Origin of the sequence: Maribacter flavus, assembly GCF_008386635.1 — a bacterium.
GTDB classification, from domain to species: Bacteria; Bacteroidota; Bacteroidia; order Flavobacteriales; family Flavobacteriaceae; genus Maribacter; species Maribacter flavus.
Map to the genome: position 1 here is coordinate 383,892 of NZ_VUOE01000003.1, position 20,048 is coordinate 403,939.

At 47.1% G+C, this 20,048-nt stretch carries 6 protein-coding genes; 5 read left to right on the top strand and 1 reads right to left on the bottom strand.

The window, feature by feature from the left end; all coding sequences use genetic code 11:
- Positions 1-13: 13 nt before the first annotated feature.
- A complete protein-coding gene (locus tag F0361_RS17885; protein ID WP_154920758.1) occupies positions 14-1,603 on the bottom strand; it encodes a peptide chain release factor 3 in 1,590 nt (529 codons plus the stop codon).
- Positions 1,604-1,902: 299 nt separating this feature from the next.
- Between F0361_RS17885 and F0361_RS17890 the strand changes: the two genes are divergently transcribed.
- The 5 genes from F0361_RS17890 to F0361_RS17910 all read left to right on the top strand — a co-directional run.
- A complete protein-coding gene (locus F0361_RS17890) occupies positions 1,903-5,781 on the top strand; it encodes an Ig-like domain-containing protein (RefSeq protein ID WP_154920759.1) in 3,879 nt (1,292 codons plus the stop codon).
- Between the two features lie 12 nt (positions 5,782-5,793).
- The gene (locus F0361_RS17895) at positions 5,794-6,747 is read left to right on the top strand and encodes a PorP/SprF family type IX secretion system membrane protein (RefSeq protein WP_154920760.1); all 954 of its coding nucleotides are present in this window, start codon (positions 5,794-5,796) and stop codon (positions 6,745-6,747) included.
- A 9-nt stretch (positions 6,748-6,756) separates the two neighbouring features.
- Positions 6,757-8,703 (top strand): OmpA family protein, encoded by a 1,947-nt coding sequence (locus tag F0361_RS17900; RefSeq protein WP_154920761.1) that lies wholly within the window; start codon positions 6,757-6,759, stop codon positions 8,701-8,703.
- A 189-nt stretch (positions 8,704-8,892) separates the two neighbouring features.
- Positions 8,893-12,630, top strand: a complete 3,738-nt coding sequence (locus F0361_RS17905; RefSeq protein ID WP_154920762.1) for a Calx-beta domain-containing protein — start codon at positions 8,893-8,895, stop codon at positions 12,628-12,630.
- A gap of 326 nt (positions 12,631-12,956) precedes the next feature.
- Positions 12,957-20,048, top strand: a 7,092-nt coding sequence (locus F0361_RS17910) for a beta strand repeat-containing protein (RefSeq protein ID WP_154920763.1), incomplete at its 3' end; no start/stop codon positions are given.

Below are 20,048 nucleotides of genomic sequence, written 5' to 3' on the forward strand. Positions count from 1 at the left end.
AAGGTGGATTTTTTTATTCGAACTCGGAAGTAAAATACAGTTTTACGGAAGGATATTTTTGCTGCGCCATCTGAAGCGAGAATTGTGAATCTGCCAAGAAAACCAATTGGCCTCGCTTGTCCTTAGCCAAAAACTTCTGTTTTACTCGGATAAACTCCTTGAACTCTTCACTTTTCCTATTCTCCGTGCCTATCCAACAAGCCTTGTAGACCGGAAAATTTTCGTAGCTACACTTGGCACCATATTCATGCTCCAGTCGATATTGAATGACCTCAAACTGTAGGGCACCTACGGTCCCAATAACTTTACGGCCGTTCATCTCCAAAGTGAAAAGCTGTGCGACGCCTTCATCCATCAACTGATCTATACCTTTATTTAGTTGTTTGGATTTCATTGGGTCCGCATTATTTATATATCTAAAATGTTCTGGTGAAAAGCTTGGGATGCCTTTATAATGGAGAACTTCACCTTCGGTCAAAGTATCCCCAATTTTAAAATTTCCTGTGTCGTGGAGCCCTACGATATCCCCTGGATAAGAAATATCCACAATTTCCTTTTTTTCGGCAAAGAAGGCATTCGGACTAGAAAACTTCAGATTTTTATCCAGTCTAACGTGTAAGTAAGGTTTGTTTCTTTCAAAAGTTCCGGATACCACCTTCACAAAAGCCAATCGGTCCCGGTGTTTGGGATCCATGTTCGCATGAATCTTGAATACAAATCCTGTCAAGGATTTTTCATCGGCATTCACTAGACGTTCCTCCGCCATTTTTGATTTTGGCGAGGGTGCGATTTCTATAAAACAATCCAACAATTCACGCACCCCAAAGTTATTCAGGGCTGAACCGAAAAACACCGGTTGCTGTTCTCCTTTTAGGTAAAGATTTTTGTCAAAATCTGGATATACGCCCCATACCAATTCTAGGTTGCCCCTAAGGTTCTCAGCTGCTTTGGTTCCAATGATTTTTTCCAGTTCAGGACTTTCAATATCATCAAAGGCAATTGTCTCTTCTATATTTTTCTTACTATCACCGCTAAAGAGATTGATGTTCTTTTCGTAAATATTGTAAATGCCCTTAAAGTCATATCCCATGCCAATGGGAAAACTAAGAGGGGTAACGGAAAGCCCTAGTTTTTGCTCAAGTTCATCCAAAAGGTCAAAGGCATCTTGTCCCTCCCTATCGAGCTTATTTATGAATACCAACATGGGAATTTTCCTCATTTGGCAAACCTCAACCAACTTAACTGTTTGTTCCTCAACACCTTTGGCAACATCGATTACTACGATTACACTATCTACTGCGGTTAGGGTCCTAAAAGTATCCTCTGCAAAGTCCTTATGACCGGGGGTATCCAGGATATTGATTTTTTTATCCTTGTATATGAATGCCAAGACAGAAGTTGCCACGGAAATACCCCGCTGTCGTTCAATTTCCATGAAATCACTGGTGGCAGTTTTCTTTATTTTATTGTTCTTTACGGCACCGGCTTCTTGAATAGCCCCTCCAAAAAGGAGCAACTTTTCAGTAAGGGTAGTTTTTCCCGCATCCGGATGCGAAATAATGCCAAATGTCCTCCTTCTTTCTATCTCTTTCTTAAAGCTCATGCATTAAAATTTGGCGCAAAAATAAGCTAATTTATACATCTAGGTTACAATAGTATTTGTAGTAAAAAATAATGCGAATTTTTGTGACCTTAAAAAGGTTAAAGGTGTCTTAATCAATACTATAAATACTAGGAAAATAAACTTTTTCACAGTTTATGGAGAATTATTAACAACTTGACCGAATTACCCAACAACTGAATATTTATAAAGTATCTTGCGCATAATTTTCACCAAGGAAATCCCAAATCCTATCCTGAATTTCATACTTGTCATGGTGATTGTTTTAATAAACTGTCATTATGAAAACTAGACTATACAAAATTGAAATAACTGCCCTTTCCCATAAATACTTTATCCTATTATTAATTGGAACTTTTTTAATTGGTGCCATTCGCGCAAACAGGGGTTCTAGTTATTCACCATATTTCACTGATTATGATGGCGATGGGGTGTACGACCATGAAGATATTGACGATGATGGGGATGGAATTCTTGATTCGGTAGAAGATAAAAATCATGATGGGGATAATAACCCTGCAACCAACCCTACGGATACGGACAGTGACGGGGTACCGGATTATTTGGATTTGGATTCAGATAATGATGGTATACTAGATAATCTGGAAGGTCAAAATTTCCATACCTACAGACCAAAATCGGGAGTCGATTCAGACGGGAATGGATTGGATGATGTTTATGAATCATATCCGGGTGCTGGAGAAGGGATAGCGGTTAATGATAGGGATAATGACGGATATCCCAACCATTTGGATATTGATACGGATAATGACGGTATCCCTGACAATGTGGAGGCGCAATCAACCATGGGTTATATTGCTCCTAATGCCGACGAACCTGCTACCTACATTTCAAACCAAGGAGTCAATAGCGCATATATTGGTGGGTTGACACCTGTAAATACCGATGGTACACCGCCACCTGACAAGCCAGATTATCAAGATTTTGATAGTGATGATGATTTGGTGCCTGATAACAATGAAGGGAACGACTTCAATTTCGACGGTATCCCTGACCAGACATTTACCGGTACCGATACCGATGGCGACGGATTGGACGACGGCTACGAGGGCAGCGATGTCAACGACGGATTCGATGTGAACGATGAAATTAACGATCCGGCCAATGACCTTCCAAATACTGACGCCTCTGACGACGTGAACTTTAGGGATTTGGACGATGATAATGACGGATTGACAACGCCTGAAGAAGATGTTAACGGTAACAACGATCCTACCGATGACGACACAGATAATGATGGCAGGCCAAATTATTTGGATGTGGACAATAATCAAGGACCGGACACAGATGGTGATGGGGTCCCTGATAGCGCCGATTTGGACGATGACAATGACGGGATTTTGGATACCGTTGAAGACCCAAACCTCGACGGTGACAACGACCCGCTGACAGATCCCTTGGATTCCGATGGTGATGGATACCCAAATCATTTGGACATCGATAGCGACAACGACGGCATCCCGGACAATGTGGAGGCGCAGACTACGGACGGTTACATAGCACCGAACGACGACGACGCGGCTACCTATGCAAGCAACGATGGCGTAAACAGTGCCTATCCAGATGGTCTTACCCCTGTGAACACGGACGGTACTGACGAGGTGGACTATCTGGATAACGATTCGGACAATGATTCGGTCCCTGACAACAATGAGGGCAACGACTTCAATTTCGACGGTATCCCTGACCAGACATTTACCGGTGTCGATACCGATGGCGACGGTCTGGATAATGGTTACGAGGGCAGCGATGTAAACGACGGTTTTGATGTGAACGATGAAATCGACGACCCGGCCAACGACCTGCCGGATACGGACGGGACGGAGGACGTGAACTACCGTGACCTTGATGACGATGGGGACGGTATCGACACGCCAGATGAGGATGCGGACGGGGATGGCGACCCAACCAATGACGACACCGATAGTGATGGTACGCCCGATTATCTTGACCCCGATTCCCCAGGTACGGACACAGACGGTGATGGGGTCCCTGATAGCGCCGATTTGGACGATGACAATGACGGGATTTTGGATACCGTTGAAGACCCAAACCTCGACGGTGACAACGACCCGCTGACAGATCCCTTGGATTCCGATGGTGACGGATACCCAAATCATTTGGACATCGATAGCGACAACGACGGCATCCCTGACAATGTGGAGGCGCAGACTACGGACGGTTACATAGCACCGAACGACGACGACGCGGCTACCTATGCAAGCAACGATGGCGTGAACAGTGCCTATCCAGATGGTCTTACCCCTGTGAACACGGACGGTACTGACGAGGTGGACTATCTGGATAACGATTCGGACAATGATTCCGTGCCGGACAACAATGAAGGCAACGACTTCAATTTCGACGGTATCCCTGACCAGACATTTACCGGTACCGATACCGATGGCGACGGATTGGACGATGGCTACGAGGGCAGCGATGTCAACGACGGTTTTGATGTGAACGACGAAATCGACGACCCGGCCAACGACCTGCCGGATACGGACGGGACGGAGGACGTGAACTACCGTGACCTTGATGACGATGGGGACGGTATCGACACGCCCGATGAGGATGCGGACGGGGATGGCGACCCAACCAATGACGACACCGATAGTGATGGTACGCCCGATTATTTAGATCCATCGACAGAGATAGTTGATGTTGTAGACGATGAGGTCTCAATCCCTGAGAATACTGTAACGGAGATTGATGTATTGGAGAATGACATGAACATACCATCAGAAGGGGAACTTACTGTGACCCAACCGACCAATGGAACAGTAGCGATAGATGATGGAGGAACTCCAGACGATATCACTGATGATGTATTGATCTATACTCCAGAAGATGGTTTCAATGGAACTGATAGTTTCGAGTATACCGTTTGCGACACCAACGGTAACTGCGACACGGCAACTGTAACCGTTACGGTGGGAACACCTCAGATGCTGGATGCGGTGGACGATCAAGTTTCCACGCCACAGGATACGGTTGTCGATATCGATGTATTAGCAAATGACATGAACATACCATCAGACGGGGAACTTACTGTGACCCAACCGACCAATGGAATAGTAGAGATAAATGATGGAGGAACTCCAGACGATATCACGGATGATGTATTGATCTATACTCCAGAAGATGGTTTCAACGGAACTGATAGTTTCGAGTATACCGTTTGCGACACGGAAGGGAACTGCGACACAGCTACGGTAAACATAATGGTGGGCACACCAGAAATGTTGGATGCGGTGGACGATGAAGTTTCCACGCCCCAGGATACGGTTATTGATATCGATGTGTTGGCCAATGACACGGGAATTCCTTCGGATGGGGAGTTGACGGTCACCGAGCCCAGCAACGGAACCGTAGCGATTGACGATAATGGAACTCCGGAGGATATCACGGATAATGTACTTATCTACACCCCGGATGTCGGGTTCAACGGAACCGATAGCTTCGAGTATACCGTTTGCGACACGGAAGGGAACTGCGACACAGCTACGGTAACCATAACCGTGGGGACACCACCAATATTGGATCTTGTGGACGATGAAGTTTCCACGCCACAGGATACTTCCATTGAAATTGATATTCTAAACAATGATTCCGGAATACCTATGGATGGAGAATTAACGGTAACTGCCCCTTCAAATGGAACAGTGGAAATTAACGACGGCGGAACCCCGGGCGATATTTCAGATGATACGGTAACCTATACTCCACGGGAAGGTTTTAGCGGAACCGACAGTTTCGAGTATACCGTTTGCGATACGGATGGGAACTGCGACACGGCAACAGTCAGTATTACCGTGGAGGAAATTACGAGCCTAAAAGTGGAAGTTAATCAAATGCTAACACCCAATGGGGATGGACGCAATGATTTTCTATTCATCCGTGGTACAGAAAATATCAGACAGAGTACCTTGAGAATTTTTAACAGATGGGGCGTTTCGGTATACGAAGGGGAAAACTACAATAATCAGACCAACGTTTTTGATGGCCGTTCTAGAGGTAGGTCAACCTTAAGTGTGGAAGAATATTTGCCATCGGGAGTCTATTTTTACATTTTTAATTACACCACTTTGGACGGAGAGAATGTTGTGGATAGTGAGTATATTTACATCAGCAGATAAAAGCATAACTATATGAATATCAGATACAGGATACTAACTTTTTTAGCTATTACTTTTATCTTTCTAGAGGGGGCAAGTGCGCAGCAGGATGCACAATATACACAGTACATGTACAATACGATGACCGTGAATCCGGGGTATGTGGGATCTCGGGGTCAATTAAGTATGGCAGGTCTGTACCGTTCCCAATGGGTGGGATTGGAAGGTGCCCCAAGTACGTTTACACTCAACCTTCATTCCCCCATACGAAATAGTAAACTGGGTTATGGGGTGTCCATTGTAAATGACGAAATTGGTGATGGAACCGTACAAGAGACCTATTTGGATGCCATGGTTTCCTATACCATTGATGTTTCCAGGGACGCAAAACTTTCATTCGGATTAAAGGCTGGAGGAAACATTTTAAGTCTAGATTTTGCCAAGCTTAGAAATTTTGACAACGAGGTGGTTCGTACCGATAATATTGACAGTAGATTTTCTCCAAATTTCGGATTGGGGATGTACTATCACACCAATAGTTTTTATGCTGGATTATCCGCCCCCAACTTGTTGCAGACCGAATATTTTGATAATACCAACAGGGACGCAAGTTCCGTTCAATTTGTTTCACAGGAAAGAATCAACTTTTACTTTATAACAGGTTACGTTTTTGACCTGAACGGCAACTTAAAATTCAAACCCGCTTTATTGACCAAGATGGTGGGAGGAGCCCCACTACAAGTGGACCTGTCCGCCAATTTCATGTTTAATGATAAATTTACCTTTGGTGCGGCTTATCGTTGGGATGCCGCGCTTAGTGCCTTGGTAGGTTTTCAAGTTTCCGAACAATTTATGTTAGGACTGGCCTACGACAGGGAAACAACGGAACTTGGTGGAACCCAGTTCAATGACGGTTCTTTTGAGGTCTTTTTAAGATTTGAATTGGTCAGATCTTTTCAACGTTTGGTATCACCCCGATTCTTTTAAAGTATGCACATGTTTAAAAAAGTACATATCCTTTTTTTGCTAATAATGGCCCAATTGGTTTCGGGAACTTTGGTTGCCCAGGAACGGTTTTTAAAAAAAGGAAATGAAAAGTACGAGGAATATTCCTTTAGTCCTGCCATAGATATTTATAAAAAAGTCTTGGACAAAGGTTATGTTTCCGCAGATTTGCTAAGAAAATTGGGGAATTCCTATTATTACAATGCAGACTACAAAGAAGCGGGGGAAACCTTTGACCGATTGGTGAATGAATTTGAAGCTGAAGTGAGTGCGGAGGATTATTTCAAATACGCCCAAACTTTAAAATCCTTGGAGGAATATGAAAAGGCGGGTGAGATAATGAACAAATTTACCCAAATAACGGGTAACGATGTCAGGGCCCGGCAATTTAAGAGCGCGGAAGATTACCTGGCAGAAATAAAAAAGAACTCCGGAAGATATGAATTGAAAACTTTTGAATACAATTCGCCCTATTCGGATTTTGCCCCATCCTTTTACAAGGAAGGTCTAATTTTTTCTTCGGATAGGGATACCGGAAACTTTGCCCGAAATAGGCACACTTGGAACGGCAAGGATTTTTTGGATTTATATAAAGTTAATGCCGATAGTGCCACACGAAGCAAGGTGGTAAAATTGGACGACTATGTGAATACACGGCTACATGAATCCACTTCCATAACCACCAACGATGGCCAAACCCTTTATTTTACCAGAAATAATATCGTGGAGGGAAAATATAAAAAGGACGAGGAGGGTATTATTCGGCTAAAAATTTTTAGGGCCCAAATGATGGATGATGGCATTTGGGGCGAGGTGGAGGAACTTCCGTTCAACAGCGACTCTTATTCGGTGGCGCACCCTGCGCTGAGTCCGGATGAAAAAACATTGTATTTTGCTTCGGACATGCCGGGTACCCTCGGTGCCTCGGATATTTTCATGGTAGAAATCAATAAGGACGGTACTTTTGGTACCCCCGTAAATTTAGGGAGTAACATAAATACGGAGGCTCGTGAAACATTTCCGTTCGTGACGGAGGAGGAAATCCTCTATTTTTCATCGGATGGCCACCCGGGCTTAGGTGGTTTGGATGTCTTCGGAACAAAAATAAAAAGGAAGGACTTCAACGGGAATATAATGAACGTGGGAGAACCTGTAAATAGCGTTAAGGACGATTTTACGTTTATCTTTAATGAGGAGAACAGAGAAGGCTATTTTGCGTCCAATAGGGATGACGGAATGGGCTATGACGATATTTACGCCTTTATTGAAAACGAACCCTTGGTTTTTGATTGCATACAACAGGTTACCGGTACGGTTAGGGATAAAATTTCAAATCAGGTTCTGGTGGGAGCCACTGTAAAAGTGATCAATGAGGACAACGAAGAACTTTTGTCCACGATTACGGATTCCAAGGGTACTTATAGTTTGGTATTGGATTGTAACCATGGCAACTTTGTGCGGGCTTTGATGGAAGGATATACTCCCCATGAGGAGTATATTGGCGTATCCGATGGCAAACCAAAAATCATCGACTTTTATTTGGAAAGGGATAGGGTGACTGCAGGCTACGGCGATGATTTGGCAAAACTCCTACAATTGAGCACTATCTATTTCGACTTTGACAAGTACAATATTAGAAAAGACTCCGAAGTTGAAATTGAAAAGGTGATCGCGGCTATGGAAAAATATCCCAGTCTAAAAATCAAGGTCAATTCCCATACGGACAGTAGGGGGCCTGCGGCCTATAATTTATGGCTGTCACAGAAAAGGGCGGAATCTACGGTAAATTACATGATCAATAAGGGTATTTCCAAAGACCGATTATTGAGCGAAGGATTCGGTGAATCTAAGCTTTTGAACGAATGTGCCGATGGAGTTCCATGCTCTGCGGCCAATCATGACGTCAATAGAAGGTCTGAATTCATTATTTTCGAATAAAGTGAACAATAATACTAATACGAAAAGGCAGCCAAATTGGCTGCCTTTTTCTGTTTGGGTGCCGCTTTGAATATAACCCAATAACGTTTTTTAAGGGCCACACTTCATCGATTAGCCCTTTCACAACAATTGTTTATTGATACCTTTTTCAAGCTTTAACTTCGTTTAATTGCAAAAAGTTGTATAGAAATGAAGTTCTTTAAACTGCTTTTGATTATCTTTTTAATGGTAGCTGCTGATGTTTCCTGGAGTCAGGAGACCTTTAGGGATAATTTTAGTTCTGCTTCATATTCAAATAATGATGGTAGTCAGAATTTTAGTTCTAATTGGATTGAGAACAATGATAATAACAATCCCGGTAGTGGTTCTACAAGAATTACTTCAGGGCGTTTGCGCTTTTCTAATAGTGATGATGATTGGATTTATCGATTTGTACCATTGGCAGGAGCATCAAGTGTTCAACTGACCTTGGATTTTGACGGTACATCTAGGGGTGGAGAAATCATGGATGTATACATTTATAACAGTAATACGGCGTTTTGGAATTTGGTAGGGAGTGTAGACAGTAATACTACTGGTACCATAACATACAATCTCACCGCTGCCGAAATCGATTCCAATCCAGCAATCATTTTTTATCCCAGGGATACTGACTGGCAAAATGGAGATACTATTTTTATCGATAATGTGTTATTTACGGCATTTTATGACCCAGTAGTTGAAATCACCGATGTTTCCGTAGATGAAACTGCTGGTACTGTTGACATTACGGTGACCCATACAGCAACTAATACAGGTAGTTTTAGCGTTAACTTTCAAACTGTTGACAATACTGCTGTAAGTGGGTCGGACTATAACTTTAATTCTGGAACTCTAAATTTTTCTGGTACCGTTGGAGATACTGAAACGGTGACGGTTACAATATTGGATGATAGTTTACTTGAGGGGCCGGAAAGTTTCATTTTGGACCTAACTGGCTCAAGTAATCCTTCGGTTGATATTACTGATAACGGAACGATTACTATTAACGATGATGAAGTTCAAGTTAACCCTCCTTTAGTACTGGTTCGAGAGTTCAATGGTAACTTTGACTACACTTCCACGGGAGGATCATTAAGAACCCTTCCTAATAATAATTCCAACAACGATGCTTGTCAGATACAAGCAACTTCTCAGGCACCCCTTTTGGTTGATGTTCCTGTAGGTGCCACTATTGAAAAGGCATATCTGTATTGGGCCCATTCCAATGGTACATTGGATACAAATGTGACCTTTGAAGGACAAAACGTTACAGCGGACCAGGCCTATACTTCCTTCATTACTACAAGGCAGTTTAACGGCTATGTAAGTGATGTAACTTCCATTGTACAGGCAAAGGCAAATTTAAACACGGCTGATTTCACGTTTACGGATTTAGATATAGATAATTCAGCTACCTACTGTAGTTCCTCAACGGTATTGGGAGGTTGGGCACTTATGGTATTTTATGAGGAATCATCTTTACCTGTATCAACAATAAATGTGTACCAAGGCTTTTATGGAATAAGCGATGATACAAACAGTTATACATTGGATAGTTTTTATGCTATCAGCGGGGCAGGGTCAAAAGCTTCCTTTTTATCATGGGAAGGCGATGAAAACATCGTGGGTGCCGGATCAGGCACGGTGGTAGAAAATTTATCCATCAGTGTGCCTGGAGATCCAGCCGTCGATTTAACCGGTGATGGAGGACAGACTGGGAATAATCCCTATAATAGTACCATTTATGATAATACTACACCTACAACTATAAATATTACCACATCATACGGCTTGGACTGGGACACTTACGACCTAACGAGTATCCTAGACCCTGGCGATACCCAATTCACGGCCAATGTAGCCATGGGTCAGGACTTTGTAATATCTAATGCTGTCGTGCTCAAGGTACAATCAAACTTGATAGCAGGAACCGTTTTTGAGGATATAAATTACGGCGGAGGATCGGGAAGAGACATGGCCACATCTTCCGGTATTCCTGTGGAAGGTGCTACGGTAGAGATTTATGACAATCTGGGTAATTTATGGAATTCTGAGACCACGGATGCCAACGGAGAATATGCCTTTGGCGGTATGGCGGATGGAACCTATAATATTCGCGTAGTAAATTCTACGGTTAGGTCCAGTAGAGGAGGGGGAACCGCCTGCACTGCGTGTTGGCCAATACAGACATTTAGAACTTCCCATAATGGTACCTCTTACAATTACATTACTGACGAGATTGGAGGGGCATTCCCAGACCAAGAAGACGTTGGTGCTGGGACTTTCAGTGGAGCTCAATCCGTTAGCTCCGTAACCATTGCTGGAGGAGGATTGGGCAATATCGATTTTGGTTATAATTTTAATACCATTGTGAACACAAACGAGGACGGTCAGGGATCTCTGGAGCAGTTTATAGTAAATTCCAACAACCTTGATGAGACAGGCCTTGATATTGAAGCAAACGCGCTCTTTGATCCGGTATCGGGAGAGGACACATCGGTCTTTATGATATCCACTTCAAGCGATCCATTGGGTCGAACGGCAGATTCAAATTATTCCGGAGGTTATTTTGATATTTTTATTTCAAATGGAAACCCACTAAGTAATATAAGCTCGGACAATACAAAAATTGACGGTAGAACCCAGACAGCTTATTCGGGGAACACCAATACCGGTACTGTTGGTGGTGGGGGAACTCAAGTAGGAATTTCTTCACTAGCCTTACCAAATTATGATTTACCGGAGATTCAAGTCCATAGGAATGGTGGTGATGTGTTTAAAATAAATGCGAATAATACCCAAATTAGGAATCTTTCAGTTTATGCCAACAACAATGCGGGTATTCGGATAGATGGTGGAAGTATTGACATTCAAAACAACCTGTTGGGAGTAAGTGCCTCTGGGGTAAATGCAGGTAATATCGACATTGCAGTAGAGAATTTAGGCGGAAATTTGTTGGTAGATTCCAACTATATTGCCACCACTACAGATAGTGGTATACTTATCAACGGTGGAACATCAAACATTATCCAGAACAATCATATTACCTCGAATGGTGACGCCGCTTGTGATGATAACATCCTAATCAATGGGGGTAGTGGTATAGTTATACAACAAAACTTAATTGAGAATGCGGCCTCTTTGGGAATAGATGCAGCTTCTTCCTTAGGCAATATTATCATATCTGATAATACGATTACAGGTTCTGGCCAGAACGGGGGAAACTGTAGTGGTGGACCTGAAGATATGGGTATAAAATTGGCAGGTAGCGACTCCCAGATAACCAATAACGTGATATATGGCAACGGTGGTGCGGGTATTACCCTAGTTGGTTCCGGAAGTGGTAATCTTATTAGTCGAAACTCATTTTATGCAAATGGTACTAATGCACCAGCCTTGGGTATAGATATTTTAGGCGATGGTGTTACCTTAAATGATTTGAACGATGCCGATGGTGGACCTAACGGCAGCCTCAATTTCCCTATCATATCGGGTGTATATGGAAGCGCTACTTCATTAACAGTGGAAGGTTGGTCACGACCTGGAGCGACCTTGGAATTTTTTACGACCGATATTAACGAAGGAAATGCCAGTACCGGGGACAATCAATTGGGTCTTTTAAGGGACTATGGGGAAGGTCAGGTGTATATTGCAACCTTGGTCGAAGGCAGCGGGTCGGATCAGGATTCAAATGTTCTACCATATACCGATATGGACGGAAATACGGACGACACCAACAAATTTAAGTTCACCATTCCGTTACCTCCCGGAGTGACCATTGGCGAGTTGATTACGGCTACCGCAACGTTGTCAAATAGCACTTCTGAGTTTTCTCCTTTAAGTGAAATTAGGGCAAACTCCTTGATTACGAACAAGAGGATTACCTACCGGATAAAGAAGAACTAATCTGTATAATACAATATAAGTGTAGTTTTTTGGCTACAAGCGTACCTTTGAAAGCCACTGTAAATATTGGGCTAATCGATAAAGTACCCGCTATCTTTTGAACATTTTTAAAAGCTATAACCTCATTTTTCAGGACGTAGACCGTGCGAAATTCCACTTACACAACAATTATTTCACTGGGCTAGGTGTAAATCTAATTTTGTAAAGAATTAACATGCCGTGGTGTGCCTACGGTGGAAATAGAGTACCAACTAACTATGGATTTGAACAACGATAATAACAGGGTCAATCATAAAATGACAAAGTACTTAAGTAAACATAAGGCGATGGATAAAAGAATTTTATGGATATTTTTATTTATATCCGGAATCACGTTCGCACAAACGACCGTAACATTGGAAGACCAATGTAACTGTGAGGTATTACAAGGAACTGCTGTTACCGCTGCTGGATCTGTAACTCCTGCAGGAGCGGACCTCGGCGATTTATATGTGAATACCAATACAGGTACCATCTATTTCTGGGATGGTGATTCTTGGGAATTGACCGCTACGGATAATAATACTACAAATGCAAGTTTTACTCAGGACGGAACTAATTTGATTTTGACCGATTCTGATGGAAATTCGGTAACTCTAGCTTTAGCCGATATTGCAGCATCGATTGACACAAATACCACCAATAACGCCTTTTTGGTTATGGGAACAGATTTGGTCATGGTGGATTCAGATGGAAATATGGTAGGTATTCCACTAGCACAAATAGCCTCTTTAACGGACACCAACACCACGAACGCCAGTTTGACCGAAGATGGCACGAACCTGATATTGACGGATTCCGATAGCAATACTGTAACCATTGCATTGGCGGACATCGCCGCTGCGACGGACACGAACACGACGAACGCGACCTTCGCGGTGGTAGGGACGAATTTGGTCATCACGGACAGCGACGGTGGAACTGTAAGCGTACCGGTAGCGGATATTGCCGCATTGGCTGACACGAACACGACGAACGCCAGTCTGACGGAAGACGGCACCAACCTTATATTGACGGACAGTGACAGCAACACGGTAACCATTGCATTGGCGGACATCGCCGCTGCGACGGACACGAACACGACGAACGCTACCTTCGCGGTAGTCGGAACCAATTTGGTGATTACCGATAGCGAAAACAATACGGTGAGCGTACCGGTAGCGGATATTGCCGCATTGGCTGACACGAACACGACGAACGCCAGTCTGACGGAAGACGGCACCAACCTTATACTGACGGACAGCGACAGCAACACGGTAACCATTGCATTGGCGGACATCGCCGCTGCAACGGACACGAACACTACCAACGCTACCTTCGCGGTAGTCGGAACCAATTTGGTGATTACCGATAGCGACGGCGGAACTGTGAGCGTACCGGTAGCGGATATTGCCGCATTGGCTGACACGAACACGACGAACGCCAGTCTGACGGAAGACGGCACCAACCTTATACTGACGGACAGCGACAGCAACACGGTAACCATTGCATTGGCGGACATCGCCGCTGCAACGGACACGAACACTACCAACGCGACCTTCGCGGTAGTCGGGACGAATTTGGTGATTACCGATAGCGACGGCGGAACTGTGAGCGTACCGGTAGCCGATATAGCTGCCTTGGCGGACACGAACACGACGAACACGAGCTTGACCGAGGACGGCACGAACCTTATATTGACGGATTCCGATAGCAACACGGTGACCATTGCCTTGGCGGACATCGCGGCCGCTACGGACACCAATACGACCAACGCGACCTTCGCGGTGGTGGGGACGAATTTGGTGATCACCGACAGCGATGGCGGAACTGTGAGCGTACCGGTAGCGGACATCGCCGCATTGGCGGACACGAACACGACCAACACCTCATTAACTGAGGACGGCACGAACCTTATTTTGACGGACAGTGACGGAGGAACGGTAACGATAGCTTTGGCGGACATCGCCGCTGCGACGGACACCAATACGACCAACGCGACCTTCGCTGTGGTCGGTACGGACCTGGTCATCACCGACAGCGACGGCGGCACTGTGAGCGTCCCCGTTGCGGACATCGCGGCATTGGCGGACACGAACACCACGAACACGAGCTTGACGGAGGATGGAACTAACCTTATTTTGACGGACAGTGACGGCGGAACGGTAACGATAGCCTTGGCGGACATCGCCGCTGCGACGGACACCAATACGACCAACGCGACCTTCGCTGTGGTCGGTACGGACCTGGTCATCACCGACAGCGACGGCGGTACGGTAAGCGTCCCCGTTGCGGACATCGCGGCATTGGCGGACACGAACACCACGAACGCCAGTTTGACGGAGGATGGAACCAACCTTATTTTGACGGATTCCGATGGCGGAACGGTAACCTTGGCCTTGGCGGACATCGCCGCTGCGACGGACACCAATACGACCAACGCCACCTTCGCTGTGGTCGGCACGAACCTGGTCATCACCGATAGCGACGGTGGAACTGTGAGCGTACCGGTAGCGGACATCGCGGCCTTGGCGGACACGAACACCACGAACACGAGCCTTACCGAAGATGGAACAAACCTTATTTTGACGGACAGTGACGGCGGAACAGTGACGATTGCTTTGGCGGACATCGCCGCGGCCACGGACACCAATACGACCAACGCCACCTTCGCGGTGGTCGGTACGGACCTGGTCATCACCGACAGCGATGGCGGTACGGTGAGCGTACCGGTAGCGGACATCGCGACCTTGGCGGACACGAACACCACGAACACGAGCTTGACGGAGGATGGAACCAACCTTATTTTGACGGATTCCGATGGCGGAACGGTAACCTTGGCCTTGGCGGACATCGCCGCTGCGACGGACACCAATACGACCAACGCGACCTTCGCGGTGGTGGGCACCGATTTGGTCATCACCGATAGCGACGGCGGCACTGTGAGCGTCCCCGTTGCGGACATCGCGGCATTGGCGGACACGAACACCACGAACACGAGCTTGACGGAGGATGGAACCAACCTTATTTTGACGGACAGTGACGGCGGAACGGTAACGATAGCCTTGGCGGACATCGCCGCCGCGACGGACACCAATACGACCAACGCGACCTTCGCGGTGGTCGGTACGGACCTGGTCATCACCGACAGCGACGGTGGAACGGTGACCATTCCATTGGCGGATATTGATACAAATACTACAAATAATAGATTGGAGATCAATGGTTCCAATTTGGAACTTGAAGATTCCGACGGCACCATATTATCCGTTTCCCTGGCAGCTTTGGCAGCCGCCACTGACACCAATACGACCAACGCGACCTTCGCTGTGGTCGGTACGGACCTGGTCATCACCGACAGTGACGGCGGTACGGTAAGCGTCCCCGTTGCGGACATCGCGGCATTGGCGGACACGAACACCACGAACACGAGCTTGACGGAGGATGGAACCAACCTTATTTTGACGGATTCCGATGGCGGAACGGTAACCTTGGCCTTGGCGGACATCGCCGCTGCGACGGACACCAATACGACCAACGCGACCTTCGCTGTGGTCGGTACGGACCTGGTCATCACCGATAGCGACGGCGGCACTGTGAGCGTCCCCGTTGCGGACATCGCGGCATTGGCGGATACGAACACCACGAACACGAGCTTGACGGAGGATGGAACCAACCTTATTTTGACGGACAGTGACGGCGGAACGGTAACGATAGCCTTGGCGGACATCGCCGCTGCGACGGACACCAATACGACCAACGCGACCTTCGCGGTGGTCGGTACGGACCTGGTCATCACCGACAGCGACGGTGGAACGGTGACCATTCCATTAGCGGATATTGATACAAATACTACAAATGATAGATTGGAAATCAATGGTTCCAATTTGGAACTTGAAGATTCTGACGGCACCATATTATCCGTTTCCCTGGCAGCTTTGGCAGCTGCCACAGATACGAATACGACCAACGCGACCTTCGCTGTGGTCGGTACTAACCTGGTCATCACCGATAGTGACGGCGGCACGGTGAGCGTCCCCGTTGCGGACATCGCGGCCTTGGCGGACACGAACACCACGAACACGAGCTTGACGGAGGATGGAACCAACCTTATTTTGACGGACAGTGACGGCGGAACGGTAACGATAGCCTTGGCGGACATCGCCGCTGCGACGGACACCAATACGACCAACGCGACCTTCGCGGTGGTCGGTACGGACCTGGTCATCACCGACAGTGACGGCGGTACGGTGACCATTCCATTGGCGGATATTGATACAAATACTACAAATAATAGATTGGAGATCAATGGTTCCAATTTGGAACTTGAAGATTCCGACGGCACCATATTATCCGTTTCCCTGGCAGCTTTGGCAGCCGCCACTGACACCAATACGACCAACGCGACCTTTGCGGTAGTCGGAACCGATTTGGTGATTACCGACAGCGACGGCGGCACTGTGAGCGTCCCCGTTGCGGACATCGCGGCATTGGCGGACACGAACACCACGAACACGAGCTTGACGGAGGATGGAACCAACCTTATTTTGACGGACAGTGACGGCGGAACGGTAACGATAGCTTTGGCGGACATCGCCGCTGCGACGGACACCAATACGACCAACGCGACCTTCGCGGTGGTGGGCACGGACCTGGTCATCACCGACAGTGACGGCGGTACGGTGACCATTCCATTGGCGGATATTGATACAAATACTACAAATAATAGATTGGAGATCAATGGTTCCAATTTGGAACTTGAAGATTCCGACGGCACCATATTATCCGTTTCCCTGGCAGCTTTGGCAGCCGCCACTGACACCAATACGACCAACGCGACCTTCGCGGTGGTAGGTACGGACCTGGTCATCACCGACAGTGACGGCGGTACGGTAAGCGTCCCCGTTGCGGACATCGCGGCATTGGCGGACACGAACACCACGAACGCCAGTTTGACGGAGGATGGAACCAACCTTATTTTGACGGATTCTGATGGCGGAACGGTAACCTTGGCCTTGGCGGACATCGCCGCCGCGACGGACACCAATACGACCAACGCGACCTTCGCTGTGGTCGGTACGGACCTGGTCATCACCGATAGCGACGGCGGCACTGTGAGCGTCCCCGTTGCGGACATCGCGGCATTGGCGGACACGAACACCACGAACACGAGCTTGACGGAGGATGGAACCAACCTTATTTTGACGGACAATGACGGCGGAACGGTAACGATAGCCTTGGCGGACATCGCCGCTGCGACGGACACCAATACGACCAACGCGACCTTCGCGGTAGTCGGAACCGATTTGGTCATCACCGATAGCGACGGCGGCACTGTGAGCGTCCCCGTTGCGGACATCGCGGCATTGGCGGACACGAACACCACGAACGCCAGTTTGACGGAGGATGGAACCAACCTTATTTTGACGGATTCCGATGGCGGAACGGTAACGATAGCTTTGGCGGACATCGCTGCGGCAACCAATACAGACGACCAAAACTTGACGGGAGCCACACTGGATGGCAGCAACCAGTTACAGATAGACATCGAGGGCGGAACCTCGGCCACTGTGGACCTATCGAGTTTGGTGGGTACGGACGACCAGAACATAAGCGGTTCCAGCTTTAACGGCGCTACGAACGAACTTACCATCGGCATTGAGGGAGGTACTTCCGAAACTGTGGATTTATCCGGACTTGTCGGAACCGATGACCAGACTGCAGCTGAAGTAACCGTTGCAGATGTAGGAGGAAACTTCGCAAATAACCAGGTAGAGGGAGTACTCGAAGAAATTGATGCTCGTATAGATGCGCTTGTACTTGCAGGCGGTTCAGATGGGAACGACTTCGTTACTGGAGGTTCTCTATCAGGTACCGACCTTACATTAAACGTTCCAAACCAGATAGATCCTGTGATTGACCTTTCGGGACTTCAAGATGGTACTGGAACCGATGACCAGAATATCAGTGGTTCGAGCTTCAACGGGGCTACGAACGAACTTACCATCGGCATTGAGGGAGGTACTTCCGAAACCGTGGATTTATCCGGACTTGTCGGAACCGATGACCAGACTGCAGGTGAGGTGAACATCGCCGATGTGGCAGGTAATTTCACGGCCACGGACGTTGAGGGCGCTTTGTCTGAACTTGCCGCTGGTAGTACCGACGACCAGAACTTGACGGGAGCCACACTGGATGGCAGCAACCAGTTACAGATAGACATCGAGGGCGGAACTTCGGCCACTGTGGACCTATCGAGTTTGGTGGGTACAGATTCGCAGACTTTGAGCCTTAGCGGTACGGATCTTTCCATATCCGGAGGCAATACCATAGATATCGGTAGCATAGATACGGATACGGATGACCAGACGTTGAGCCTTACAGGAAATACCTTGGCCATTGCGGACGGTAACAGCGTTGACCTGAGCGGTTTCGTGAACACGGACAACCAGCAGATAAGCTTGAGCACGAACACGTTGACCCTATCCAACGGGACGGGTGCTGATACTACCGCTGACTTAAGCGGCTACTTGGACAATACAGATTCCCAGACCTTGAGCATTACCGGCAACGACCTATCGATTGCTGGAGGAAACACGGTGACATTGCCAACGGCGACGGGAGCTGAGACGATAGTGAACGGAGGCGGTATCAACGTGGTAACGGGAAGCGGTACAACGGGCGACCCGTATGTCGTTACTGGAACGGAAGTTGACGGCAGCGTAACCAATGAGATACAAGATTTAAGTATTAGTGGAAATACCCTTAGCTTGAGCAGTGATGCGACTACGGTAGATCTTAGTGGTTATTTGGACAACACTGACAATCAGAACCTGAGCATCGTGGGCAACGACCTTTCCATTACGGGCGGTAATACAATCACATTGCCAACGGCCGATGGTTCTGAGACGATAGTGAACAGTGGCACGAACATCAACGTAACTGGAAGCGGAACATCGGGCGACCCGTATGTTGTGAACAATACCTTCACGGAAGTAGACGGTAGCCTCACGAACGAGCTTACGGACTTAAGCCTAAGCGGAAACACGTTGACACTGACGAATCCTGCAACGGGCGGCAATAGTGTCGACCTGAGCGGTTTCGTGAACACGGATTCGCAGACCTTGAGCCTTAGCGGTACGGATCTTTCCATATCCGGAGGCAATACCATAGATATCGGTAGCATAGATACGGATACGGATGACCAGACGTTGAGCCTTACAGGAAATACCTTGGCCATTGCGGACGGTAACAGCGTTGACCTGAGCGGTTTCGTGAACACGGACAACCAGCAGATAAGCTTGAGCACGAACACGTTGACCCTATCCAACGGGACGGGTGCTGATACTACCGCTGACTTAAGCGGCTACTTGGACAATACAGATTCCCAGACCTTGAGC

Bases quoted from the DNA above. Each gene is read 5' to 3' on its own strand.
- F0361_RS17905 (WP_154920762.1), top strand. From the start codon at position 8,893: ATGAAGTTCTTTAAACTGCTTTTGATTATCTTTTTAATGGTAGCTGCT.
- F0361_RS17885 (WP_154920758.1), bottom strand. From the start codon at position 1,603: ATGAGCTTTAAGAAAGAGATAGAAAGAAGGAGGACATTTGGCATTATT.
- F0361_RS17900 (WP_154920761.1), top strand. From the start codon at position 6,757: ATGTTTAAAAAAGTACATATCCTTTTTTTGCTAATAATGGCCCAATTG.
- F0361_RS17895 (WP_154920760.1), top strand. From the start codon at position 5,794: ATGAATATCAGATACAGGATACTAACTTTTTTAGCTATTACTTTTATC.
- F0361_RS17890 (WP_154920759.1), top strand. From the start codon at position 1,903: ATGAAAACTAGACTATACAAAATTGAAATAACTGCCCTTTCCCATAAA.